23 protein-coding genes are annotated in these 23,571 nt (G+C 66.9%); 4 read left to right on the top strand and 19 right to left on the bottom strand.

Going from position 1 to position 23,571, the window contains the following annotated elements; genetic code table 11:
* The 5 genes from QXH22_RS16040 to nadD are packed head-to-tail and all read right to left on the bottom strand — an operon-like array spanning position 1 to position 3,277.
* Positions 1-831 carry a DegV family protein gene (locus QXH22_RS16040; RefSeq protein ID WP_306244582.1) on the bottom strand — a complete coding sequence of 277 codons (831 nt, stop codon included), beginning with the start codon at positions 829-831 and terminating at the stop codon, positions 1-3.
* 2 nt (positions 832-833) lie between these two features.
* The gene (octT, locus tag QXH22_RS16035; protein ID WP_306244583.1) at positions 834-1,577 is read right to left on the bottom strand and encodes a diglucosylglycerate octanoyltransferase; all 744 of its coding nucleotides are present in this window, start codon (positions 1,575-1,577) and stop codon (positions 834-836) included.
* Positions 1,564-2,235, bottom strand: a complete 672-nt coding sequence (gene gpgP / locus QXH22_RS16030) for a glucosyl-3-phosphoglycerate phosphatase (protein WP_306244584.1) — start codon at positions 2,233-2,235, stop codon at positions 1,564-1,566. Before gpgP ends, octT begins: the two co-directional genes overlap by 14 nt.
* Complete coding sequence (rsfS, locus tag QXH22_RS16025) at positions 2,232-2,615, bottom strand: ribosome silencing factor (protein ID WP_306244585.1); 384 nt, start codon at positions 2,613-2,615, stop codon at positions 2,232-2,234. The genes gpgP and rsfS overlap by 4 nt, the downstream gene beginning before the upstream one ends.
* Positions 2,612-3,277: a nicotinate-nucleotide adenylyltransferase gene (gene nadD / locus QXH22_RS16020; RefSeq protein ID WP_306276278.1), complete on the bottom strand. Its 666-nt coding sequence runs from the start codon at positions 3,275-3,277 to the stop codon at positions 2,612-2,614. Before nadD ends, rsfS begins: the two co-directional genes overlap by 4 nt.
* Before the next feature lie 203 nt (positions 3,278-3,480).
* Here nadD and QXH22_RS16015 point away from each other — a divergent pair, with 203 nt between their 5' ends.
* On the top strand, positions 3,481-4,473 hold the full coding sequence (locus tag QXH22_RS16015) for a bifunctional 2-polyprenyl-6-hydroxyphenol methylase/3-demethylubiquinol 3-O-methyltransferase UbiG (RefSeq protein ID WP_306246343.1): 993 nt from the start codon (positions 3,481-3,483) through the stop codon (positions 4,471-4,473).
* 75 nt (positions 4,474-4,548) lie between these two features.
* On the opposite strand, the gene QXH22_RS16010 is transcribed toward QXH22_RS16015, so the two are convergent.
* The 6 genes from QXH22_RS16010 to QXH22_RS15985 all read right to left on the bottom strand — a co-directional run bounded on the left by QXH22_RS16010 (position 4,549) and on the right by QXH22_RS15985 (position 12,656).
* Positions 4,549-5,991, bottom strand: a complete 1,443-nt coding sequence (locus QXH22_RS16010) for a VWA domain-containing protein (protein ID WP_306276277.1) — start codon at positions 5,989-5,991, stop codon at positions 4,549-4,551.
* Positions 5,991-6,866, bottom strand: a complete 876-nt coding sequence (locus tag QXH22_RS16005; protein ID WP_306244591.1) for a MoxR family ATPase — start codon at positions 6,864-6,866, stop codon at positions 5,991-5,993. Before QXH22_RS16005 ends, QXH22_RS16010 begins: the two co-directional genes overlap by 1 nt.
* A gap of 30 nt (positions 6,867-6,896) precedes the next feature.
* Positions 6,897-8,144, bottom strand: a complete 1,248-nt coding sequence (locus QXH22_RS16000; RefSeq protein ID WP_306276276.1) for a glutamate-5-semialdehyde dehydrogenase — start codon at positions 8,142-8,144, stop codon at positions 6,897-6,899.
* A complete protein-coding gene (locus QXH22_RS15995) occupies positions 8,144-9,592 on the bottom strand; it encodes a mechanosensitive ion channel domain-containing protein (protein ID WP_306276275.1) in 1,449 nt (482 codons plus the stop codon). Before QXH22_RS15995 ends, QXH22_RS16000 begins: the two co-directional genes overlap by 1 nt.
* Positions 9,592-11,772, bottom strand: a complete 2,181-nt coding sequence (locus QXH22_RS15990; protein WP_306276274.1) for an adenylate/guanylate cyclase domain-containing protein — start codon at positions 11,770-11,772, stop codon at positions 9,592-9,594. The genes QXH22_RS15995 and QXH22_RS15990 overlap by 1 nt, the downstream gene beginning before the upstream one ends.
* Before the next feature lie 134 nt (positions 11,773-11,906).
* On the bottom strand, positions 11,907-12,656 hold the full coding sequence (locus tag QXH22_RS15985) for a hypothetical protein (RefSeq protein WP_306276273.1): 750 nt from the start codon (positions 12,654-12,656) through the stop codon (positions 11,907-11,909).
* Positions 12,657-12,726: 70 nt separating this feature from the next.
* Between QXH22_RS15985 and QXH22_RS15980 the strand changes: the two genes are divergently transcribed.
* On the top strand, positions 12,727-13,602 hold the full coding sequence (locus QXH22_RS15980) for a ribokinase (protein WP_306276272.1): 876 nt from the start codon (positions 12,727-12,729) through the stop codon (positions 13,600-13,602).
* 55 nt (positions 13,603-13,657) lie between these two features.
* Here QXH22_RS15980 and QXH22_RS15975 read toward each other — a convergent pair whose 3' ends face one another.
* Both QXH22_RS15975 and QXH22_RS15970 read right to left on the bottom strand, forming a co-directional pair.
* Positions 13,658-14,857 carry a Fic family protein gene (locus tag QXH22_RS15975; protein ID WP_306276271.1) on the bottom strand — a complete coding sequence of 400 codons (1,200 nt, stop codon included), beginning with the start codon at positions 14,855-14,857 and terminating at the stop codon, positions 13,658-13,660.
* 82 nt (positions 14,858-14,939) lie between these two features.
* Positions 14,940-16,982 carry an NAD(+) synthase gene (locus tag QXH22_RS15970; RefSeq protein ID WP_306276270.1) on the bottom strand — a complete coding sequence of 681 codons (2,043 nt, stop codon included), beginning with the start codon at positions 16,980-16,982 and terminating at the stop codon, positions 14,940-14,942.
* 47 nt (positions 16,983-17,029) lie between these two features.
* On the opposite strand from QXH22_RS15970, the gene QXH22_RS15965 reads away from it, so the two are divergent.
* Entirely contained in the window at positions 17,030-17,899 is an 870-nt protein-coding gene (locus QXH22_RS15965; RefSeq protein WP_306276269.1) for an NAD-dependent protein deacetylase, read from the top strand.
* Here QXH22_RS15965 and QXH22_RS15960 read toward each other — a convergent pair.
* A complete protein-coding gene (locus QXH22_RS15960; protein ID WP_306244604.1) occupies positions 17,883-18,047 on the bottom strand; it encodes a hypothetical protein in 165 nt (54 codons plus the stop codon). The two genes, QXH22_RS15965 and QXH22_RS15960, sit on opposite strands and share 17 nt — an antisense overlap.
* A gap of 179 nt (positions 18,048-18,226) precedes the next feature.
* The gene (locus tag QXH22_RS15955) at positions 18,227-19,486 is read right to left on the bottom strand and encodes a cytochrome P450 (protein ID WP_306244605.1); all 1,260 of its coding nucleotides are present in this window, start codon (positions 19,484-19,486) and stop codon (positions 18,227-18,229) included.
* Positions 19,487-19,581: 95 nt separating this feature from the next.
* Here QXH22_RS15955 and QXH22_RS15950 point away from each other — a divergent pair, with 95 nt between their 5' ends.
* On the top strand, positions 19,582-20,220 hold the full coding sequence (locus QXH22_RS15950; protein ID WP_306276268.1) for a TetR/AcrR family transcriptional regulator: 639 nt from the start codon (positions 19,582-19,584) through the stop codon (positions 20,218-20,220).
* On the opposite strand, the gene proB is transcribed toward QXH22_RS15950, so the two are convergent.
* The 4 genes from proB to rplU are packed head-to-tail and all read right to left on the bottom strand — an operon-like array spanning position 20,217 to position 23,405.
* The gene (gene proB / locus QXH22_RS15945) at positions 20,217-21,323 is read right to left on the bottom strand and encodes a glutamate 5-kinase (protein WP_306244608.1); all 1,107 of its coding nucleotides are present in this window, start codon (positions 21,321-21,323) and stop codon (positions 20,217-20,219) included. The genes QXH22_RS15950 and proB overlap by 4 nt on opposite strands.
* Positions 21,323-22,762: a GTPase ObgE gene (gene obgE, locus QXH22_RS15940; protein ID WP_306276267.1), complete on the bottom strand. Its 1,440-nt coding sequence runs from the start codon at positions 22,760-22,762 to the stop codon at positions 21,323-21,325. The genes proB and obgE overlap by 1 nt, the downstream gene beginning before the upstream one ends.
* A gap of 52 nt (positions 22,763-22,814) precedes the next feature.
* The gene (gene rpmA, locus QXH22_RS15935; RefSeq protein WP_306244611.1) at positions 22,815-23,081 is read right to left on the bottom strand and encodes a 50S ribosomal protein L27; all 267 of its coding nucleotides are present in this window, start codon (positions 23,079-23,081) and stop codon (positions 22,815-22,817) included.
* Positions 23,082-23,093: 12 nt separating this feature from the next.
* Positions 23,094-23,405 carry a 50S ribosomal protein L21 gene (rplU, locus tag QXH22_RS15930; RefSeq protein ID WP_055577886.1) on the bottom strand — a complete coding sequence of 104 codons (312 nt, stop codon included), beginning with the start codon at positions 23,403-23,405 and terminating at the stop codon, positions 23,094-23,096.
* Positions 23,406-23,571 lie beyond the last annotated feature (166 nt).

Below are 23,571 nucleotides of genomic sequence, written 5' to 3'. Positions count from 1 at the left end.
TCACTCGGCCAGTTGCAGGCAGACGGCCAGCGCCCGGTCGCCGACGTGCAGTGCCAGCACCGGGCCCAGCGGCGTCACGACCGCGGGTTCGCACGTCGGTAGCCGATCGGCCAACGCGCCGGCAACTTCCCGCGCGCCGTCAGGATTGGCGACGTGGTGCACGGCCAGCGCGGCCTGGCGCTCGCCCACGATCTCACACACCTGGTCGACCATTGCCGCGATGGCGCCCTTGGATGTCCGGATACGTTGCGCCAGAACCAGTTTCCCGTCATCGATGTGCAGTAGCGGCTTCAGCGCCAGCGCGGTGCCCAACCAAGCCTTCGCACCGCCGATGCGGCCACTGCGGCGCAGGTTGTCCAGGCGATGCACCACCATGTAGGCGTGTGTGCGGCGCACCGCGGCCGCCGCGGCGGCTGCTACGGCGTCCAGATCGGCCCCGTCCGCGGCCGCCCGAGCGGCGGTCACGGCCAGCAGCCCGGTACCCATCGCCGTCGACTTGGAATCCACAACCCGCACCGCGGAACCGAATTCGGCAGCAGCCAGTTCGGCGGCGCGGCAGGTTCCGGACAGACCCGACGAAATGTGAACGGCCACAACGCCGTCCCCATCACTGTCGGCCAGGGCCTGTTTGTAGGCGGCGCCGAGTTCGGCCGGGGTGGCCGCCGCGGTGGTGGCGTGACGCTTGTGAATGTCTTCGGGCACGTCGTCCACGCCGTCGCGCAGGTCGGCGCCGTCGAGCAGGATATGCAGCGGCACCTCACGAATCCCCCACCGATCCCGCAATTCGGCCGGTAGGCGCGACGAGCTGTCGGTGACGACCCGGACGGTCAAGGTCAGCGTGTCTTCTCGTTCGGAATCCCGGCCTCGGCGAGCGCCTTGAGCATCAGCTCGGCGACGCTGCGGTGAGCCTCGAAATTCCAGTGGATGCCGTCCGGATTGGCGCGCCCGCTCATGACCTCCTCGGCAACCGCCGCCTTGAGATCGACCAGCGGAATGTTCTGCTCCTCGGCCCACTGCGTGATCGCCGCTACGGTGCCGTCGCGCCCGTGGTGCGCCTTGCCGTAGGTCTCGGCGATATGCACCGACGGCAGCGACGCCACCACCGGGATACCGGGGCGGTTGAAATCAATTGCGCCGCGAGTCTTTTCGAGGTAATACGCGGTAAGTTGCGGCGGCAGTGCCGATCTGGCCACCGGCGACAGCCGGGGCTGCAGCCAGCCGTAGCCGTCGCGCACCCAGCGCCGCAACCGCGGCGGCCGCACGTAACGGATAAGCTCGCGCACTGCCGTGGGCCACACCGACGGCAGCGAGTCCATGCCACTAGTGGCGAAGACCACCGCACCGGCCTTGGGCAACGCCGCCCAGGCCCGCGGGTCCTGGGTGGCGGCCCACCACACGTCCCGGCAGGTCCAGCCGATCCGGCCGATCAACTCCACGTCCCAATCAAGTTGCGCACCAACAATATTGGGCCAAATGCGCGGATCGTCGGCAGGCAGCCCGCCAGTGGGGCCGTAATAGGACAGCGAGTCGGCGAAGATCAAGAGGGTGGGCCTGGCGCCGGAATCAGAGGACGTCATTGGCCACCTGCGCCGACGCGTTCCATACGTCCAGTCGCCACCGGATGTCCTCGAACCCGGCGTCATCCTCCGAGTGGCCGCTCAGCTGGACCCAACTGCAGTTGCCCATCCCGCCCAGAATCGGCCAGTTGGCGACCGGGATCTTCAGCAGCGCGGCCGACAGCGCGGCGATCAGGCCGCCGTGGGCGACCAGCACGATCGGGCGCTCGGGCGCGCCCGGCCCACCCCACTCCGGTGCGGCGGCAACCAGTTCGGCCACCAATGGCACGCTGCGGGCGGCCACGTCGACCCGGCTTTCACCGCCGTGCGGCGCCCAGCCGGCGTTCTCACGCCACGCCAATCGGGCGCCGGGGACCTCGGCATCGATCTGGGTGTGCGTCATGCCCTGCCAGTCGCCGAGATGGGTCTCGCGCAGCCGCGGGTCGACCTGCACCCCCAGACCGGTCTGCTCGCCGAGCCTGGTCGCCGTGTCGAAGGCACGCCGCAGGTCCGAGGAGACGATCAGCAGCGGTTGCACTTTGCCCAGCACCTCGGCCGCGGCGACGGCCTGGGCGCGGCCCAGTTCGCTCAGGTCGGTGTCGAGCTGACCCTGCATTCGGCTGCCGAGGTTGTAGTCGGTCTGCCCGTGCCGGAGCATGACCAGCCGGCGCGCCCTCATTCCCCGGTCCCGTCGCGTTGGTCGCCGAGGTCGACCGGCACCAGCGGGCAGTCGCCCCACAACCGGTCGAGCGCGTAGAAATTGCGGTCGTCCTGGTGCTGGATGTGTACGACGATGTCGCGGTAGTCCAGCAGTGTCCAGCGGCCCTCCCGGGCACCTTCACGTCGGGCGGGCTTGTAGCCGGCCCGGCGCATCTTCTCCTCGACCTCGTCGACGATGGCGTTGACCTGCCGTTCGTTGGCCGCCGAGGCGATGACGAAGCAGTCGGTGATGACGAGTTGGCCGGAGACGTCGATGACGAGGACGTCGTCGGCCAGTTTCGATGCCGCGGCGGCGGCGGCCACCGTTGCCATGTCGATCGCTTCTTGATGTGCGCTCATGTGCTGTTTCCGGCGGCCACACTGGGGGCGGCCGGGTTCTCGCTCCTCTCGGGGGTTCGGTAGAGGCGTCGCTTGGAGACGTATTGCACGACGCCGTCGGGCATCAGGTACCACAGCGGGCGGCGCTCCAAAGCGCGCTGCCGGCAGTCGGTCGAGGAGATCGCCAGCGCGGGAACCTCCACCAGTGTCAGTGCTTCCTGAGGCAGCTCGCCCAGAACGTCGGTGATGTGGTCGTGGCGAAGCTCGTAGCCGGGTCGACTGACACCTATAAAACGCGCCAGCTCGAACATCTCTTCCCAGCCCTGCCAGGTGAGGATGGACGCCAGGGCGTCGGCGCCGGTGATGAAGTACAGCTCGGCGTCCGCGTTGAGAGTGCGCAGGTCGCGCAGCGTGTCTTTGGTGTACGTGGGACCGCCGCGGTCGATGTCGACCCGGCTCACCGAGAACCGGGGGTTGGAGGCGGTGGCGATCACCGTCATCAGATACCGGTCCTCGGCGGCCGAAACCTGCCGGTCCTTCTGCCACGGCTGCCCGCTGGGGACGAACACCACTTCGTCGAGGCAGAACTTGTGCGCGACCTCGCTGGCAGCAACCAGGTGGCCATAATGGATGGGATCGAACGTCCCGCCCATGACGCCCAGCCTGCGCAGCTGCTTTTGCATGGTTTGCCAGCTTACTGGAGCCCGCGATCAGGCATTACCTGCCGAGGAACGACCGTGGGCCCGCGGCGCCACGCGTCAAGTTCTCAAAAGATCCGATGTCTTGCGTCAATGCCTTACACCCGCGCGGGGAATCGTGTAGAAGGAGTCCTGTGGAAAATTCGCTGCCGGCCGCCGTAGATCAGCAACAAGACTGGAAAGACGCCATGACCCGGCGGTTCTACAGCCGTTCCGTGGTCACGGGCGAGATTTCGCTGCCAGCCGTGCCGAGCCTGCTCGACGAGTACGTGGAGATGTGCAGCCGCATCTTCGCCGGAGTGGGCCGCGAGTTCAACGACGAGGAACTCGCCCACCTGCGGACCGTGCTGCAGAACCAGCTGGCCGAGGCCTACTCGATTTCCCAACGGTCCAACATCGTCATCAGCTACAACGCACCCGTGGGCCCGACCTTGCACTATCAGGTCAACGCGCGCTGGTTCACCGTCGCCGAAGCCTACGAGAACTGGATCAGCACCCGCGAACCACCGCTGTTCGGCACCGAGCCCGACGCCCGGATCTGGGCACTGGCCAACGAGGCGGCCGACGCCCGCTCGCATCCGGTGCTCGACATCGGAGCGGGGACGGGGCGCAACGCTCTTCCGCTGGGCCGGCGCGGACACCCGGTCGACGTGGTGGAGCTGACGCCGAAGTTCGCCGAGATCATTCGGTCGCAGGCCCGGGCCGAGGGTCTGGACGTGCGGGTCATCGTGCGCAACGTCTTCGAGACCACCGACGACCTGCGCCAGGATTACCAGCTGATCCTGCTGTCGGAGGTCGTGCCGGACTTCCGCTCAGCGCAACAGTTGCGCAGATTGTTCGAGCTGGCCGCCGCCTGCCTGGCGCCCGGCGGGCAGCTGGTGTTCAACACCTTCCTGCCGCGCTACGGCTACGAAATCGACGACGCCGCTCGCGAGTTCGGGCAGCAGGCGTACACGGGCATGTTCTCCCGCCAGGAGCTGGCAACCGCGTCCGAGGGGTTGCCGCTGGAACTGGTGGCCGACGACTCGGTGTACGAATACGAGCAGGCGAACCTGCCGCAGGGGGCTTGGCCGCCCACCAGCTGGTACGCCGACTGGGTCAGCGGCCTCGACGTGTTCCCCGTCGAACGGGACAAGAGCCCGATCGAAATGCGCTGGCTGGTGTTCCGCAAGACCCGCTGAACCCCGCCAGCAGACGCAAAATCGCCTCGGAGCGCATGCTCCACGGTGATTTTGCGTCTGCTCGGCCAGGGAAAGCTACACCGGCAGCAGCGCGTCGATCACCGACGCGAGCTGCTTGGCCGACCGGCACTCGTGCATCGTGATGACTTCCTCATAGCGTGGCACCGCTGAATCCCCGCTGCCCCAGAGGTGTCTGGGCTCCGGATTGAGCCAGTGCGCATGCCGGGCGGCGTTCACCATGTCGGCGAGCACGTCGACGGCTGGGTTGCGGTAGTTGGTACGCCCGTCGCCGAGCACCAGCAGAGAACTGCGCGGCGACAACACGTTCGGGTTCGCCTGCACGAACGAGACGAAGGCGTTGCCGTAGTCGGAGTGACCGTCGCGCGCGTACACGCCGGCTTCCCGGGTGATCCGCTGGATCGCCACCGCCAGATCGGCCTCCGGACCGAACATGTGCGTCACCTCGTCGGTGGTATCGATGAACGCGAAGACGCGGACACGGGAAAACTGTTGGCGCAGAGCGTGAACCAGCAACAGGGTGAAGTGGCTGAAGCCGGCGACGGAACCGGACACATCGCAGAGCACCACCAGTTCCGGACGCGCCGGGCGGGGCTTCTTCAAGACGACGTCGATCGGCACGCCACCGGTGGACATCGACTTGCGCAGCGTTTTACGCAGGTCGATCGTCCCGGCGCGGGAGCGGCGCCGCCGCGCCGCCAGCCGGGTGGCCAGGGTGCGCGCCAACGGCGCCACCACGCGGCGCATCTGCCGCAGCTGCTCACCGGAGGCACGCAGGAACTCGACGTTCTCGGACAGCTGCGGGATGCCGTACATCTGGACGTGTTCGCGACCCAGCTGCTCGGCGGTGCGCCGTTTGGTCTCCGCGTCCACCATCTTCCGAAGCTGTGAAATCTTCTGCGCGGCAATGGCTTTCGCTATCTGCTCCTGACTCGGGGTGGGCTCGTCGCCGTAGGGGGCGAGCAGCCCGGCCAGCAGTTTGCCTTCCAGTTCGTCCAGCGCCATCGCCTTGAGCGCCTGATACGACGAGAAGGACGGGCCGCGACTGGAGTTGTACTTGCCGTAGGCCTCCACGATCCGGGCGATCATCCGGACCAGCCGCTCGTCCATGTCGGCCAGGTCCGGGTTGTCGGCGAGCAGGTCCAGCAGCATCTGCCGCATGGCCTCGACGTCGTCGGGAGGCAGCCCGTCCGGGTCGCCGGCGGCGTCCTCGTCCAGCACCACCGCCCGGGCCCCCAGCGCCGCGGGGAACCACAGGTCGAACATGGCGTCGTAGGTGTCGCGGTGGTCGGGCCGGCGCAGCACCGCACAGGCCAGGCCCTCGCGCAGCACCAACCGGTCCTCCAGACCCAGGGTGGCCATCACCCGCCCGGCGTCCACCGTTTCCGAAGGGCCCACCGAGATCCCGCTGGCGCGAAGCGCTTCCACGAACCCGACCAGGTGCCCGGGCAACCCGTGCGGCGCGAGCGGCCGGGAGGGACGGATGCGCCGGGTAGCCATCAGTTCAGCCTCAACTCGCCGGTCGCCCGCTGCTGATCGGACTGGTGCTTGAGCACCACGCCGAGCGTGGCGGCGACGACGGCGTCGTCGATGGTGTCCATGCCGAGCGCCAGCAAGGTACGGCCCCAGTCGATGGTCTCGGCGATGGACGGGACCTTCTTGAGCTGCATGCCGCGCAGCACGCCGATGATGCGCACCAGCTCCTCAGCAAGATGCTCGGGCAGTTCGGGCACCCGCGAGAGCAGGATGCGGCGTTCCAGTTCGGGGGTCGGGAAGTCGATGTGCAGGAACAGGCAGCGACGCTTGAGCGCCTCCGACAGTTCCCGGGTCGCGTTGGAGGTCAGCACGACCAGCGGGGTCCGGGTGGCGGTGATGGTGCCCAGTTCCGGAACCGTCACGGCGAAGTCCGAGAGCACCTCCAACAGCAGGCCCTCGATCTCGATGTCGGCCTTGTCGGTCTCGTCGATCAACAGCACCGTCGGGTCGGTGCGCCGGATCGCGGTCAGCAACGGACGCTGCAGCAGGAATTCCTCGCTGAACACGTCATCTTTGGTCGACTGCCAGTCCCCGGAACCGGCCTGGATACGCAGGATCTGCTTGGCGTGATTCCACTCGTAGAGGGCTCGGGCCTCGTCGACCCCCTCGTAGCACTGCAACCGGACCAGTCCCGACCCGGTGGCCTGGGCCACGGCGCGGGCCAGTTCGGTCTTGCCGACCCCGGCGGGCCCTTCCACCAGCAACGGCTTGCCGAGCCGATCGGCGAGGAAAACCGCTGTGGCCGTGGCGGTGTCCGGCAGGTAGCCGGTTTCGGCGAGCCGGCGTGAGACGTCGGCGATGTCGGCGAACAGCGGCGTGGGCCGAGCGGGCACGGTCACAATGGGGCTCCTTGAAATCTGAGAGATGGGTCAGGCCGGACGGGTCTGGCCGTCACCCCAGACAATCCACTTTGTCGAGGTCAGTTCCGCCAACCCCATCGGGCCGCGGGCGTGGAGTTTCTGGGTGGAGATACCGATCTCGGCGCCGAAACCGAACTGCTCGCCGTCGGTAAACGCGGTGGACGCGTTGACCATCACCGCAGCGGCGTCGACCTGCTCGGTAAACCTTTGCGCTGCAGCAAGATTGGTGGTAACGATGGCTTCGGTGTGACCGGTCCCGTACTCGTTGACATGCGCGATCGCCGCGTCCACTCCATCAACGACCGCGACCGCGATGTCCATCGCCAGGTACTCGCGGCGTAGGTCTTCTTCACCGGCATCCAGATGCACGGTGACGCCCGCCGTCTCCAGCGCGTTCAGCAGCCGCGGCATCGCCTCCCCGGCGATCGCGGCGTCGACCAGCAGCGTCTCGGCGGCGTTGCAGACGCTGGGCCGGCGCGTCTTGGAGTTGAGCAGGATGCGCTCGGCGACGTCGAGGTCGGCGGCCTCGTGCACGTAGACATGGCAGTTGCCGACACCGGTCTCGATGGTGGGTATCTGCGCATCGCGCACGACGGCTTCGATCAGACCGGCTCCCCCACGCGGGATCGCCACGTCAACCAACCCGCGGGCCTGGATCAGGTGGGTGACCGTGGCGCGGTCGGCCGAAGACAGCAGCTGGACGGCGTCGGCGGGCAGATCCTCGCCGACCAGGGCGCCACGCAGCACCGTGACCAGGGCTTCGTTGGACTTCGCCGCCGACGAGCTGCCGCGCAGCAGCGCCGCGTTGCCGGACTTGAGCGTCAACCCGAACGCGTCGACCGTGACGTTGGGGCGGCCCTCGTAGATCATTCCGACCACGCCGAGCGGAACCCGCTGCTGCCGTAGCTGCAGACCGTTGGGCAAAGTGGAGCCGCGGAGCACCTCCCCGACCGGGTCCGCCAATCCCGCGACCTGGCGCAGGCCGGCAGCGATACCGTCGATGCGCTGGGGGTTGAGCGCCAGCCGGTCGAGCATCGCCGCCGGTGTGCCCGCGGCCCGGGCCGTCTCCAGGTCTTCGGCGTTGGCGGCGAGGATCTGGTCGGCGTGCGCCAGCAGTGCGTCAGCGGCGGCGTGCAGCGCGCGGTCCTTGACCAGGGTGGGGGTGGAGGCCAGGATGCGGGCGGCGACCCGGGCGCGGCGGGCGGCGTCGTGCACCTCTTGGCGCAAGTCGGGCCGCGCCGGTGCTTGCAGACTCATTACCCCAGGGTATCGGGCTTTCGCAGACCGGGCGCGACCGCGGTCGCTGCTTTGGCGCGTTCACGGCGGGTCAATCGCGCCTTGCTCTGCCGCTCGTCGATCAGCCGGCCCAGATCCTGCAGCAGCATCGGCTTGTCCATCACGATCTTCTCGAGATGTTCGCGCTCGATCTCCAGCGCGGTCACCTCTTCGAGGGCATAGGCGCCGGCCAGATTGGGCTGCCTGGTCAGCGCGGTGACCCCGATGAACGATCCCTCGGTGAGGGTTGCGAAGGGCAGCACGGCCCCATCAGCGTCGGTCACCGTCAGTTGCACGCTGCCGGACACGATGAAGGCCATCGCGGTGGGCACCGTGCCCGCGTACTGCACGATCTCGTCGGTGCCGTACCGCAGGATTTTGGCGTAGGGGGCCAGGAACTGCTGGTCGGCCAGGGTCAGCCGCAGTTCCGACGCGACAACGGTGCGCAACGCTTTCATGACCCGCTCCGGTGTCGAGAAGTCGTCGGCCTCGCCGTCCAGATGCAGTTCCCAACGTCGCGCGGCGTACCAGATCCATCGCACGAATGTGGACTGGGTGGCGCCCTCGTCCGCCGGAGAGTGGACCCGGACCGTGGTGCGGTACTCCCCGGCGCCCAGCGCGACCGACGACGGCGTGGTCCCGGGCATGATCAGCGGCAGAGCACTGGCCACCAGCGTCAGCATCTCGCACACCTTGTCCGGCGGATCCGACGTCGCGAACGTGGTATTGATCGAGCACTTGTGCGGGCCGGGCGGGCGGCTGAGGTTGGTGAATGCGGTGGTCGCCAGCATCGAGTTGGGCATGATCCGCAGGCCGCCGCCGGTCTGGATGTGCACGGCGCGCCAGTTCACCTCGATGACGCGGCCCCGGGCGGTCTGCGTGTCCAGCCAATCGTTGATCCGGAACGGCTGCTCGAAGAGCATGAACAGGCCGGACACGATCTGGCCGACGGAATTCTGCAGCATCAGGCCGATGACCACCGACGTGATGCCCAAGGCGGTGAACACCCCGCCGACCCGCACCCCCCAGATGACGGACAGGATCACCGCCAGTCCGACGCCAATCAGGGCGAACCGGCCGACGTCGAGGAAGATCGCCGGAAGTCGCTTGCGCCAGCTGTCTTCAGGCGCGCCTTCGAAGATCGTCGCGTTGAGCCCGGACAGCAGCAGCACCAGCACGAGGAAGCCGAAAGCGGTGGTGAGAATGCGGACCGGGATTTCGCCTGCCGAGATCTGCGACGCCTTTACCAGGATCAGGAGCAGCGCCCCGAGCGGTAGCAGCCAGTTGCGGATCACCCCGACCTGGCGGGCCAGCCGATTACCCCGGCGGGTGAGGATGTGGTGCAACTCGGTGAGCAGGATCAGGCAGACCGGAAATCCGATCGCCACGCCGATCGCCCAGTAGAACCAGTCCGAGTTGAAGAAGTTCATTACCGCTCCGACAACCGGTAAATGGCCTGCTCTTCTCCACCGACGGAAATCGTGCCGGCCGGCGTGAACTGGCGCGTGTCGCGCATCGCCTCATACACCTGGGATGCGACGTAGATGCCGGGTTGCGGTGAGCCGCTGTGCATCTGATAAGCCAGGCTGACCGCGGCGCCCCACATGTCGAAGACGAGCCCGGATTTGCCCACCAATCCACTGACCACATTGCCCGTGTTGATCCCCACCCGCAGGCGCAATACGTGCCGGCTCTGGCTGTTGAAGCGCTCGATGATGCGCCGCATCTCGAGCGCAAACTCCACACTTCGGTGAATGCTGTCCAGACGTGGCGTGACGACCCCGCAGCTGGCCAGGTAGCCGTTGTGGAAGGTGCGAATCCGTTCCACCCCAAGGGATTCGGCGGCCGCGTCGAACTGGCGGAACAGGTCGTCGACGATGCCGACCAGTTCGTCGCTCGCGACTTCGCTCGAGATCTCGTCGAGCCCGACGATGTCGGCATAGATGATGGCGACGTCCTGGTGCTGCTGCGCGATGGTCCCTTCACCCTCGCGGTACCGCTGTGCCACCGACTCCGGCATCAGCGCGAGCAGCAGCCGGTCGTTTTCCCGGCGCTGCTCGTTCAGCAGTTCTTCCTTGATCGCCAGGTTCCGGCTCATCTCGTTGAACGCGCCTGTGAGATCTCCGATTTCGTCACGCGAGGTGATCGGGATGTTGACCTCGTAATCGCCGGAGCTGATCTTCTGCGCACCCTTTTCGAGGCGGCGCAGCGGACGCACCGCCGCCTGGGCGATCACCATGGCTGCCACCGAGATGGCGAAGACCATCGCCGCGACGGCGACGGCAAGCGCCTTGGTGAAGCGTCCGATCCGCGCGAAAGCATCGGAGTCGTCCCGGGTCGCCAGGACCGACCACTGCAAATCGGAATTCGGGATGCTCAGCGGCGCGTAGGCTTCCAGTTCTTTATTACCGGTGTAGTCGGTGCCGATCGTTACCCCGGTCTCACCACGCTGCGCGGCCTTCAAACCGGCGCTGCGCACGGGTTGCACCAGCGTCGTACCGCCCAGTCGAATGGCCCGGTCCGCCACATCGGGAGCGGTGCCGGCCGCGATCACCTCGCGCCGGTATTCCTTCGGGTCCTCCAGGAAAAGCCGTGAATCAGAACGCATCAGACCGTCGGGACCGGCAAGGTAAGTCTCGGTCGCCGCGCCCATGCCGGCGGCCTGCCACTGCTTGTTGGCGGTCATGATGTAGTTGATCTTGGCGATCGGCACCGGCAGCGCCATCACGCCGTCAAATCTGCCGTCCAGACCGATCGGCGACACCACCCATGCGGTCGGCACGTCGAGCTGGGGCTGGTACGGCTCGAAGTCGGTGATCCAGACGAACTCAACGTCGTTGGAGCGCAACGCTTTCAGATACGCCTCACGCAGATTCGATTCGCGGTACGGCCCGGTCAGGATGTTGGTGCCGAGGTCGGGACCCTTGTCCACGGTGTAGACGACATTGCCGTCCATGTCGAACAGCAGCGCGTCCCGGTAGTTGAACCGGCTGACGATGCTGCGCATGTAGTAGTCGAAGCGGGCGTTGGCGGCCGTCCAGGCGCTGCCGTCGCCCGGATCCACCGGCGGGTCGGTGTTGGGCTTGGTTACGGCGGTGTAATTGGCCTGAAGGTACTTCTCGGCGTTGGTTTTCGGCAGCAGCGCGTTGAGATCGAGCTCTTCCCCCGTCACCCGCTGAATGGGTTTGATCATCTGATCTTGGTAGTAGTTGGCGAGCGCCTGTTGCTGTGGGCCGCTGATCGTCGCGTTGTTCAGTTGATTGAAGCCGGCCGTCAGAGCGATGACGGCCTGGTCGATGCTGAAGCCCCCGCTGTAGACGATCAGTGAGTTCGTCACCTCGCGGAACAACGCCTCGATCTGCCGCTTCTGCGACTCGCGCAGTTCGATGAGTCGCTCGGACTCGACCTCGCGCAAGGCGTTGCGCCCGGAGATGGCGCCGATGTAGCCGATAACAGCGATGGACAGAATGCTCGACAACAGCAGCGCGACGAGGATCTTGGACTGAATGCTGATCTTGAAACGGAAGCCTGGCAAAAGACGGCGGACGCGCTTCTTAGCCGGAGCGCTCAGCGCCTCCGATTCCGATTCTGTTGGCTCGCCCGACGTCAATCGGCTTCCCTTCTGCCTTGTCCCGGGTCTCCGATCACGCTGCACACTAGCTCTCTGACCGGTGGATATCGGCGTTTTGCGGGAAGTGACGTCGGCACGTGTCCGAGAATTCACCGTTCGGTGACGCCCGGCTTTCAGTGGATGGCGTGCTGCCAATCCACCACAAACCGGCGCGCCGGGTCCGAAGGGTCGACCGCACAAGGAAGTTCGAGCCCGACCGCAAGAGAGGGCACGTGATCGTCCGGTATTGATTGGACGCTGCGGCCGACGATCGGCGCCAGGTTCGGGAATCGAAGCTCCATCTCGATGACATATTGCGGCGCGTCGAGCAGCTCAGGCATCGCGGTGGCCTCTCTCCCCAAGCTGCGCAACGTGTTTCCGGTCGAGGCGAACGACCTGAGCACGCCCGGCACGCGCCGGCCCGATGCGAGCAGCTGCGCTGCCGACGCCCACTGGCCCGAGGCGGCACCGTGCCGCTGCTTGTGCTCGTTGTACGCCGCGGCGAGGGCTGCGGTACTCGGGGGCTGGGCCGCCCCGTGCACCCGTGCGCCCGGGTCGATCCGGACCTTGTCCGGCTTGGTGGAGTCAACCTCGACGGAGACGACCAGACCGGGCTGGACGGAGGGCATCTGGATCGGATGGACCGCCTGCCGCACCGTTACCTCGTACGGTTCGCGGCCGGGGAGCTCGACGCTGAGGTTGATCTTGCAGACGTACCGGTCGTTGATCACCGTGCCGGTCGACTGCACCGACAGGATGCGTGCGACTCCCGTCAGCGCCGGGCCGGTGAACCGGGGCCTCCTGAGGCGATAGAGGCTGACGCCGATGAACACCAGCACCAGAGCCGGGATTCCCCAGCTCAGCAGGGGGGTCACGATTTCCATGGCGGCACGGTAGCTTGGGCTCGGCGGCTACCGTGCCCAAGTTTTCGGGCGGCCATCTACTGTCGACAACATGTCTACGCGGGTGTGCGTGGTGGGCAGCATCAACTGGGATCTGACGCTGGACGTCGCCAGTCTGCCGCGTCCGGGTGAGACGGTGTTGGCGTCGTCGCTGGCGTACGCGCCCGGCGGCAAAGGCGGCAATCAAGCGGTGGCGGCGGCGCGCGCCGGCGCGCGGGTGCAGTTCGTCGGCGCGGTCGGTGACGACTCCGCCGGTCCACAGTTGTTGGCGCATCTGCTGGCTGCCGGTATCGACGTGGACGGCGTCGCCCGCCGGCAGGGCCCCAGCGGGACGGCGATCATTGTGGCGGACGGCGACGGGGAGAACACCATCGTGGTGGCGCCCGGCGCCAATGCCGCGCTGTCGGTGTCTGAAACTTCGGTCGCTGATTGCGATGTGTTGTTGACCCAGTTGGAGATTCCGGTGCCGGCGGCCCTGGAGGCCGCGCGGCACGCCCGGTCCGCTGGCGCCGTGGTGATGGTCAATGCCTCGCCTGCGGGACAGCACGGCGATGCGGTGGCCGAACTGGCCGGCATCGCCGACGTGGTGATCGTGAACGAGCATGAGGCGGGTCATTGGCCCTGGCGCCCTGCGCATTTCATTATCACCCTGGGCGCGCGGGGTGCCCGTTACCTCGGTCCCGATGGTGAGTTCGAGGTTCCCGCGCCGGCCGTGACGGCGGTGGACACCACGGGTGCCGGCGACGTGTTCGCGGGAGTTCTGGCCGCTGACTGGCCTGCTCGTTCGGGATCCCCCGCCGAGCGGCTGGTCGCGTTACGGAGGGCGTGTGCGGCCGGCGCTTTGGCCACATTGGTGCGCGGTGCCGGTGATTGTGCCCCGGGCGCCGCCGAGATAGACGCCGCTGCCTTGGGAGTGCCGTCGCCGTAGACCGTGGAACGCGACGACAGGGAGTCGACCGGCCGACCCGGTCGCCTGCTGAATATCAGGCGCGCCGACCGGCGCGTTCTGCGAAGGCGTCCAGCGCGTACAGAACTTCCGGCGCGCGCCACGCTCGATTGCGGGTCTGGTCGGTGAACTCAACGATGATCCCGTACCCGGCGAGAGGTTCCAGGTATCGGTACACATTGGTCATGGGTATCCCGAGTTCATCGCTGATTAATTGGGCATTGACCACAGGGCGTTTCATAAGCAAGTCCGCCACGCGATAAACGGCCGAGTCACGACGAGCTTTGATCTTCGACTCCCATCCTCCTCGTACCGTTCGGAGGTCGGCAACTAGTTCTCGACCGTTCACGACGGCCAGCATCGAAGCCATAGCTAATCGTTCAACTATCGGTGCGGGATCACCGTCGCGATAGGCGGTCAGTGCATCGAAATATGCAGTGGTGTCGGTTAGCAGTCCCGCTGAGACAGGGACGGTGACCTGCCGGGCCAGCCGTTTGTTGCGCAGCATCGACTGGATCATCGCTCGGCCGGTGCGCCCGTTGCCGTCGGGGAACGGGTGGATGGTTTCGAATTGTGCGTGCGCAATCGCGATCTGCGGAAGGACCGCTATGTCAGCGCGTTTGGCAAATTGGATTAGGTCATCGATGGCTGCCGGAATTTTATCGTGATGCGGTGCAATGAAATCGGCGCCGCGCGGGCCGAAGTTGCCGCCGCCGATCCACACCTGCTCCGTGCGCCATTTGCCGGCGATACCTGGCTCGCTCTCGTGCATCAGCGCGTCATGCATAGCTAAAATTGCGTCACCGCTTAGCTGGCCGGCCAGGTCGACAGCCGCTTGCATCGCTCTGGTATTAGCGACGATCATCGACGCGTTGAGACGCTTGCTGGTCCCGAGCGTCTCGGCTTCGGCGATCGCGCGCGCGTTGGCGGTTAGGTTCTCAATTTTGGAGCTGGCCGCCGATTCTGTGCGCAGCAGCACCGAAGCGAAGGGAGCGATTTCACCACCAAGTTCTGTATCGAACCGCGCGATCTCCTGGGCGGCTTCCTCTGCGTCAGCCAGCACGCCGGAAGGCAGGCTGACGTCTAAGTCCGCGATCTCGGCTGGAACGGCGGCTTGGTACTGACCGGACTGGCGAAGGGCGGCACGCAGGTCCGAGCGCCCGTAGCCGGCCTCAACGGGCGTCTCCCAAATCAGCGTCTCGTATGCCACTCTGGTGCCTGAGTTAACTGATGACACGGACGAATTTTATCATCACTTAGATCGCTAACTGATAATAAGAGGGTTTGGCGCTATCACTTCGGGCTTGCCGAAAGATGACTCAGCCTTCGGGTACCTCACGCTCGATCTCATCGAGCCATATCCGCGCTGACATGTCGGACGGAGCGCGCCAGTCCCCCCGCGGCGAGAGTGATCCGCCATGAGAGACCTTGGGGCCGTTAGGCAAAGCCGAGCGCTTGAACTGGCTGAACGAGTAGAACCGCTGCACGAACACCTGCAACCAGTGCCGGATTTCCGACAACGAGTACGACGGCCGGTTGCTCTCGGGGAAGCCGGGCGGCCACTCGCCGCGCTCCGGGTCACTCCATGCATGCCAGGCGAGGAACGCGATCTTGGACGGCGTGAAGCCGCGCCGCAACACCTGAAACAACGAGAAGTCTTGCAGCGCATACGGTCCGACTTTCGCCTCGCTGCTCTGCAACTCCTCCTCCTCGCCGGCCGGGACGAGTTCAGGGGTGATTTCGGTGTCCACCACCGACTGCAGCACGTCGGTGACATCCTTCTCGAACTGGTCCGAGGAGATGACCCAGCGGATCAGGTGCTGGATCAGTGTCTTGGGAACCCCGCCGTTGACGTTGTAATGCGACATCTGGTCGCCCACACCGTATGTCGACCAACCCAGCGCAAGCTCCGAGAGATCACCGGTGCCCAGCACGATGCCGCCACGCTGGTTCGCCAGCCGGAACAGGTAGTCGGTACGCAAGCCGGCCTGCACATTCTCGAAGGTGACGTCGTACACCTTCTCGCCACGCGCAAAGGGGTGGCCGATCTCCTCGAACATCCGCTTGGCGGTCTCGGTGATGTCGATCTCCTCGAACGTGATGCCGAGTGCCTCACCCAACTTGATGGCGTTGTTCTTGGTGTGCTCACCGGTGGCGAACCCCGGCAGGGTGAATCCCAGAATGTCGCTGCGCGGCCGGCCCTCCCGGTCCATCGCCTTGGCCGCGACGATCAACGCGTGGGTCGAATCCAATCCTCCCGAGACGCCGATGACCACCTTCGGATAGTCCAGCGCCCGCAGTCGCTGCTCCAGCCCGGCCACCTGGATGTTGTAGGCCTCATAGCAATCCTGTTCCAGCCGTTCGCGATTGGACGGCACGAACGGGAAGCGCTCGAGGTTGCGCCGCAGACCGATATCGCCGTCGGGCGGGTCGAGGCGGAATTCGATCCGGCGGAAGGCATCCGTGACCACCCGATGGTGGCGCCGATTGTCGTCGAACGTGCCCATCCGCAACCGTTCGGAGCGCAGCAACCCGGTGTCGACGTCGGCGACCGACCGCCGCTCGCCGGTGGGGAATCGCTCCGAGGACGCCAACTCGGTGCCGTTCTCCCAGATCATGGTCTGGCCGTCCCACGCCAGGTCGGTGGTCGACTCCCCTGCCCCCGCCGCCGCATACACGTAGGCGGCCAGACACCGCGCGGACGCCGAGCGGGCGAGCAGGCAGCGGTCGTCGGCCCTGCCGATGGTGATCGGGCTGCCGGACAGGTTGGCCAGCACGGTCGCCCCGGCCAGGGCCGCCTCCGCGCTGGGCGGCACCGGCACGAACATGTCTTCGCAGATCTCGACGTGCAGCACGAAGTCCGGCAGGTCCGACGCGGTGAACAGCAAGTCCGGACCGAACGGCACATCGCTGCCGGCGATCCGGATGCTGCCGCGCTCACCGTCTCCCGGCGCGATCTGCCGGTATTCGTAGAACTCGCGATACGTCGGCAGATAGGACTTGGGCACCACACCCAGTACGGCGCCGCGATGGATGACGACCGCGGTGTTGTAGATGCGGTGCAGGTGGCGCAACGGGGCGCCGACCACCAGCACCGGCAGCAGGTCGGCAGACGCGGTCACGACCTCACTCAGTGCCTCTTCCACGGCGTCCAGCAGGGCATCCTGCAGCAGGATGTCTTCGATCGAATATCCGCACAACGTGAGTTCCGGGAACACCGCCAGGGCCACGCCGTCGTCGTGACACTGGCGCGCCAACCCGAGAACCGACGCAGCATTGGCGGCCGGGTCGCCGATCGAGGTGTGGTGCGTGCACGCGGCGACGCGCACGAACCCGTGCCGGTATGCGGAGTAGAAGCTCATCGCCCTCCATTCTCGCGTTACTGTCGCATTGCCGACGTCGAGGTCGGATGACGGGGTGCCAACTAGTGCATAGTCTCGATGGAGTGGAATCTCCCGAACTCATCGCGCTGCTGTCCGGTCGCCGGATCGCGGTGCTGACTGGCGCGGGCCTTTCCACGGACTCCGGCATACCCGATTACCGAGGACCTGACTCCCCACCCAGCAACCCGATGACGATCCGGCAGTTCACGTCCGACCCACAATTCCGGCGGCGTTACTGGGCGCGCAACCATCTGGGCTGGCGGCATATGGACAACACACAGCCCAACGCTGGGCACCGGGCGCTGGCCGCGCTGGAACGCGGCGGCGTGGTGAACGGAGTGATCACCCAGAACGTCGACCTGCTGCACACCAAGGCCGGCAGTTCCCGCGTCATCAATCTGCACGGCACCTACGCCCAGGTGGCCTGCCTGAGCTGCGGCCACCGCATGAGCCGCGCCGTGCTGGCCGAGCAGCTCGAGGCGCTCAACCCCGGATTCATCGAGCGTTCCGAAGCCGTCGGCGGCCTGGCTGTGGCGCCGGACGCCGACGCCGTCGTCGCCGACACCGATTCATTCCGCTACCTCGACTGCCCGGTCTGCGGCGGCATGCTCAAGCCCGACATCGTCTACTTCGGTGAGAGCGTCCCCAAACACGTTGTCGATCAGGCATACTCACTCGTCGATCAGGCCGAGGCGTTGCTGGTGGCCGGTTCCTCGCTGACGGTGTTCTCCGGATACCGGTTCGTGCGCCACGCCGCCGCCAACGGCATCCCGGTGGCGATCGTCAACCGAGGCCGCACCCGCGGGGATGACCTGGCCACCGTGACGGTCCACGGCGGCTGTTCGGAGATGCTGACGTTGCTCGCCGGCGAACTGGGGGTCAGCGCGCCCTTCTGACCTCGGCGACGAACTGGCGGCCACGGTTGTCCACCACCTGCCACGAGTACGGGCCGATGAGCCGCGGGTGACCCAGCATGTAGACCGCCTGCCGGGCGTCCTGCTCGCGTTCGATGTTGTCGACGCGCATGCCGTGAGATGTCGTCAAAGCCCACATGGTTCTCTCCGATTCTGGCTGAATTCGCTGATGCGAAGAGCTTTTCGGAGGCGCCTGTGCGGATCCTCGGGAGATCCCTCAACGTTTTCTAGAAGCGGATTTCGGGAAGCGACCGCCGGGGCACAGTGCGCCACGAGCGTTCGCGACTGTAGTCCTCTGCGGCCCGGCTGTCAGAAAGTGCAGGGCATGCTGCGGATGGCGTGAATGAAATTGCCCGGTACATACACCGGTTCGCCCGCCTGAATCTCGGGCAGCTGAGCCAGCAGTTCACCGAAGATGGCGCGCAACTGTGCCCGCGCCACGTGCGCACCGAGGCAGAAGTGCACGCCTCCACCGCCGAACCCGACGTGCGGGTTAGGGCTGCGACTCAGGTCGAAGCGACCCGGTTCGTCGAAGGCCTCGACGTCCCGGTTGCCGGATGCGTAGAACATCACTACCTTGTCACCCGCCCTGATTTGTTGTCCGCCGAGCTCGAAATCGGTTGCGGCGGTGCGGCGGAAGGTCATCACAGGGGTGGCCCAGCGGACGAATTCCTCGACCGCGGTTCCGATGCGATCCTCGAAAGCCGCATGCAGCCAGGCCCTTTGGTCCGGAAAGTCGGTGAGCGCCTTGAGGGCGTGGCTGGTGGTCTGCCGGGTGGTGTCGTTGCCCGCCACAGCCAGCAGCACGAAGAAGGCGGCCACGTCGGCGTCGGAGAGCCGGTCGCCGTCCACCTCGGCGTTCACCAGAGCACTGAACAGGTCTTCGCCCGGATTCTCCCGGCGCTCCGCGGCCAACTGACCGGCCACCTGGTGCAGGTACATCTGGTTTTCGAACACCACCTGCAGCGGTTCGCGGCCGGCGAGGTACTCCGGATCGGCCCAGGACACCAGGGCGTCGGCCGCGTGCGCGACCTGCTGCCGCTCGGATTCGGGAATGCCCACCATGTCCGACAACGTCCGGATCGGCAGCTCCTTGGCGCAGTACTCGACGAAGTCGGCGCCGCTGCCGGCCTCCCGCAACTCCCCGACGATGGCCTTGGCGTTGGACTGGATGGACTGTTCGATCCGGCGAACCTGCCGGGGCGTAAATGCCGCGCTGACCAGCTTGCGCAGTTTGGTGTGTCGCGGCGGGTCCATCGCCAGGAAGGACTGCGACGCTTCGAGCAGTTCCTCCGGAATGCTGGCGAACATCACGCCCTTGCCGGACCGGAAGACGTCGTTGTTGCGGCTCACCGCGACGATGTCGGCGCGTCGCGTCACCGCCCAGTACCCGGGGTCGTCGGGGTCGTCCATCAAGGTGTCCTTGACCGGGGAATGCCAGCTCACCGGGCGTTCGGCGCGCAGCACCGCGAACGAGCGTTCTCGATCCTCGGCGGTGGTCGACCAGAACTCGGGCGAGGACAGGTCGATCGCGTCGTAGGTCCGGTCACTCGCGCACGTCGCTGTCATCTGGTCCCTCCATCGACACCCTGGCTGATCAACCCGACCATATGACTAGACATATTGTCTAGTCAATATGGTCCTTTTGCCGCTAAGCTCGTCGGATGCCGTCGGTCACCCGTAAGCCGCAGGGGCGCCAGGGACGCCAGCAGCGGCGCGAGCACATGGAGAGCCGGCTGCTCGACGCCACCGAACGGCTGATGGGCGAGGGCGCCAGCTTCACCGAACTCAGCGTCGACCGCCTGGCCGGTGAAGCCGGTATCTCCCGGGCCAGCTTCTACATCTACTTCGAAGACAAGGGTCACCTGCTGCGCCGGCTGGCCGCCGCCGTCTTCGACGACCTCGCCGCGGCCGGGGACCGGTGGTGGTCAGTGGCCGACCGGCGTGACCCCGACGACCTCAAGGCGGCGATCGCCGGCATCGTCGCCACCTATCGCCGCCACCAGCCGGTGCTGGTCGCGCTCAGCGAAATGGCCGGCTACGACCCGGCTACCGCCAAGACTTACCGCGACCTGCTGACAGCGATATCGCAGCGGGTGACCGGCGTCATCGACAGCGGCCAGGCCGACGGCTCGATCCGGCCCGGCCTCTCGGCACCGGCCGCCGCCAGCGCGCTGACCCTGATGGTGGAGCGGGCCTGCCAGCTGCACCTGCCCGTGCAGCCGCCGGACTACGACGCCCAGCTCACCGACACGCTGGTCGAAATAATTTGGGCCGCTTTGTATCTCAAGCCCGCAGACTAGACGGCCACCAGGTCGTCGGCGTGCACCGCGGGGCGGCGCAACTCTCCCGGCAGATCCGTGGTGGAGCGACCCATGATCGTCGCCAGTTCGGCAGCGTCGTACGCCACGACGCCGCGCGCCACCACCGTGGCGTCCGGTCGGCACAGTTCGACGACGTCGCCACCGAAGAACTTGCCCGACACCGCGGTAATGCCCGCGGGCAGCAGTGAGCGGCGCTGCCCGAGGATGGCACGCACCGCCCCCTCGTCCAGCGTCAGCGAGCCGGTCGACTCGGCGGCGTAGCGGACCCAGAATCGGCGGGCCGACATCCGCTCGGGCCGGGGAGCGAACACGGTGCCCACCGAGGCATCGGCGAGCGCCGTCGCGGCATCCGCGGCCGGCGCCAGCAACACCGGCACCCCGGCGTCGGCCGCCAGCAACGCCGACGACATCTTCGAGGCCATCCCGCCGGTACCGAGATTGCTGCTCTGTCCGGCCACCACGCCGTCCAGGTCCTGCGGACCGGTCACCTCCGGAATGAATCTGGCGCCCTTGAACTTTCGCGGGTCAGCGTCGTAGAGGCCGTCGATGTCGGACAGCAGCACCAGGGCGTCGGCACCGACCAGGTGCGCCACCAGCGCCGACAGCCGGTCGTTGTCGCCGAAACGGATCTCGTTGGTGGCCACCGTGTCGTTCTCGTTGACGATCGCCACCGCACGCAGCGCGCGCAGCCGGTCCAGCGTGCGCTGGGCGTTGTTGTGCTGCACGCGCATGGCGATGTCGTGCGCGGTCAGCAGCACCTGGCCCACGGTGCGGCCGTACCGGGCGAACGCCGCGCTCCAGGAGTTGACCAAGGCAACCTGCCCGACGCTGGCCGCAGCCTGCTTGGTGGCCAGATCCTTTGGCTTACGGGCCAATCCGAGCGGTTCCAGGCCGGCGGCGATGGCGCCGGAGGAGACGATGACCACGTCGGAGCCCGCCTGCATCCGTGTCTCGATCGCATCGGCGAGTTCGGCCAGCCGTCCAGCATCGAACATGCCCGACTCGGTGGTCAGCGCGGTCGTGCCCACCTTGACGACGACGCTGCGCGCAGTGCGGATTCGTTCGCGATGCTGACTGGTCATCAGCTGTCGTCGCGCTCCCGACGTTGCCGCCGGGCGGCTTTGCGCTCGGCGGCACCCACCCGGTCGCTGCGCTCGAGTCGCACGTCGGTGCCGCGGCCGGTCAACGGAACCTGGCCTCCCGCAGGGGTTTGCGGCTCCCAGTCGAACGTCATCTCACCGATGGTCACCGCGCAGCCGGGGCGGGCGCCCAGCCGCAGCAGTTCGTCCTCCACGCCCAGGCGGGCCAATCGGTCGGCAAGGTAGCCGACCGCCTCGTCGTTGTCGAAGTTGGTCTGGCCGACCCAGCGCTCGGGCCGCGAGCCGGTGACCACGAAGCCGCCCTCGCCATCGGGCTCCACGGTGAAGCCGCTGTCGTCCACCGGCACCGGACGGATCACCGGGCGCCGGGGTATCACCACCGGTCGCGTGGCGTTGTACTCCGAGACCATCTGCCACAGCCCGAAGATCAACGGCTGCAACCCTTCCCGGGTGACCGTCGACACCAGGAACACCGGCCAGCCGCGCTCGGCGATCTCGTCGCGGACGAACTCGGCCAGCTCGCGCGCCTCGGGCATGTCGATCTTGTTGAGCACCACCGCGCGTGGCCGCTCGGCCAGGTCGCCCAGCACAGCGTCCCCTTGCAAGGTCGGGGTGTAGGCCGCCAGTTCGGCTTCCAGCGCGTCGATGTCGGAAATCGGGTCGCGTCCCGGTTCGGCGGTGGCGCAGTCCACCACGTGGACCAGCACCGCGCAGCGCTCGATGTGCCGCAGGAAGTCCAGTCCCAGACCACGGCCTTCGGAGGCGCCGGGGATCAGCCCCGGCACGTCGGCGACGGTGAAGGCATGCTCGCCGGCCGACACCACCCCGAGGTTGGGAACCAGCGTGGTGAACGGGTAATCGGCGATCTTGGGTTTGGCCGCCGAGATCACCGACACCAGTGACGACTTACCCGCCGAGGGGAACCCGACCAGGCCGACGTCGGCGACGGTCTTGAGTTCGAGGGTGAGATCGCGTTCCTGCCCCGGTTCCCCGAGCAGCGCGAAGCCGGGGGCCTTGCGGGCGCGGGACGCCAGAGCGGCGTTGCCCAGACCGCCGCGGCCACCGGCGGCGGCTTCGAAGCGGGTGCCGGCGCCGACCAGGTCGGCCAGCATCCGGCCGTTTTCATCCAGGACCACGGTGCCGTCGGGGACCTTGATTTCCAGGTCGGCGCCGGCGGCACCGTCCCGGTTGTTGCCCATCCCCTGCTTGCCGGACTGCGCGGTGACGTGCGGGCGGAAATGGAAGTCGAGCAGGGTGTGCACCTGCGGGTCGACGACGAAGATGATGCTGCCGCCGCGGCCGCCGTTACCGCCGTCCGGGCCGCCCAGCGGCTTGAATTTCTCGCGGTGTACCGACGCGCAACCGTTGCCGCCGGAACCCGCTCGCGTGTGAATAACGACCCGATCGACGAATCGAGGCATCGGGCTTCCCCTCAATCGGCCACGGACGTGCTGCCAGGCACGTCCCCGGCACTCAGTCGGCGGTCTGCCCGGCTGCGACGATGTTGACGGTCTTGCGGCCGCCCTTGACGCCGAACTGGACCGCTCCGGCCGCCTTGGCGAACAGCGTGTCGTCGCCACCGCGACCGACGTTGACGCCCGGGTGGAACTTGGTGCCGCGCTGACGGACCAGGATTTCGCCGGCCTGGACGACCTGACCGCCGAACCGCTTCACGCCGAGCCGCTGTGCGGCGGAATCACGACCGTTGCGTGAGCTGGAAGCGCCCTTTTTGTGTGCCATGTCTGCTCGCCCCTACTTGATGCCGGTGACCTTGAGGACCGTCAGCTGCTGACGATGTCCCTGCCGCTTGTGGTAGCCGGTCTTGTTCTTGAACTTGTGGATGCGGATCTTCGGGCCTTTGGTGTGCTCGAGCACCTCGCCGGTGACGGCGACCTTGGCCAGCGCCTGAGCGTCGGTGGTGACGTTGGCGCCGTCGACGACCAGAGCGACCGGCAGCGACACGTTCGCGCCCGGCTCGGACTCCAGCTTCTCGACCTTGACCACGTCGCCGACGGCAACCTTGTACTGCTTACCGCCGGTCTTGACGATTGCGTAGGTCGCCATCGTTGCTCCTGCCTCTTCTCATCTGTCTGCGTCACACTCGCGCGCGGGCGAACCCGGCGCGGGTGATGGTCTTGGGTGCGGGCTCGGTACTGGCCCGCTGTCGTCGGTCACATCTCGAAAAGAGCCCTGACGACAACTGTCCAAGGGTACGTGACCAGCTCCTACA

It is taken from the genome of Mycobacterium sp. TY814, assembly GCF_030755175.1.
Classification (GTDB): Bacteria; Actinomycetota; Actinomycetes; order Mycobacteriales; family Mycobacteriaceae; genus Mycobacterium.
The sequence above is the reverse complement of the archived record's forward strand: the minus strand, read 5'-3'. Positions and strand labels throughout refer to the sequence as shown.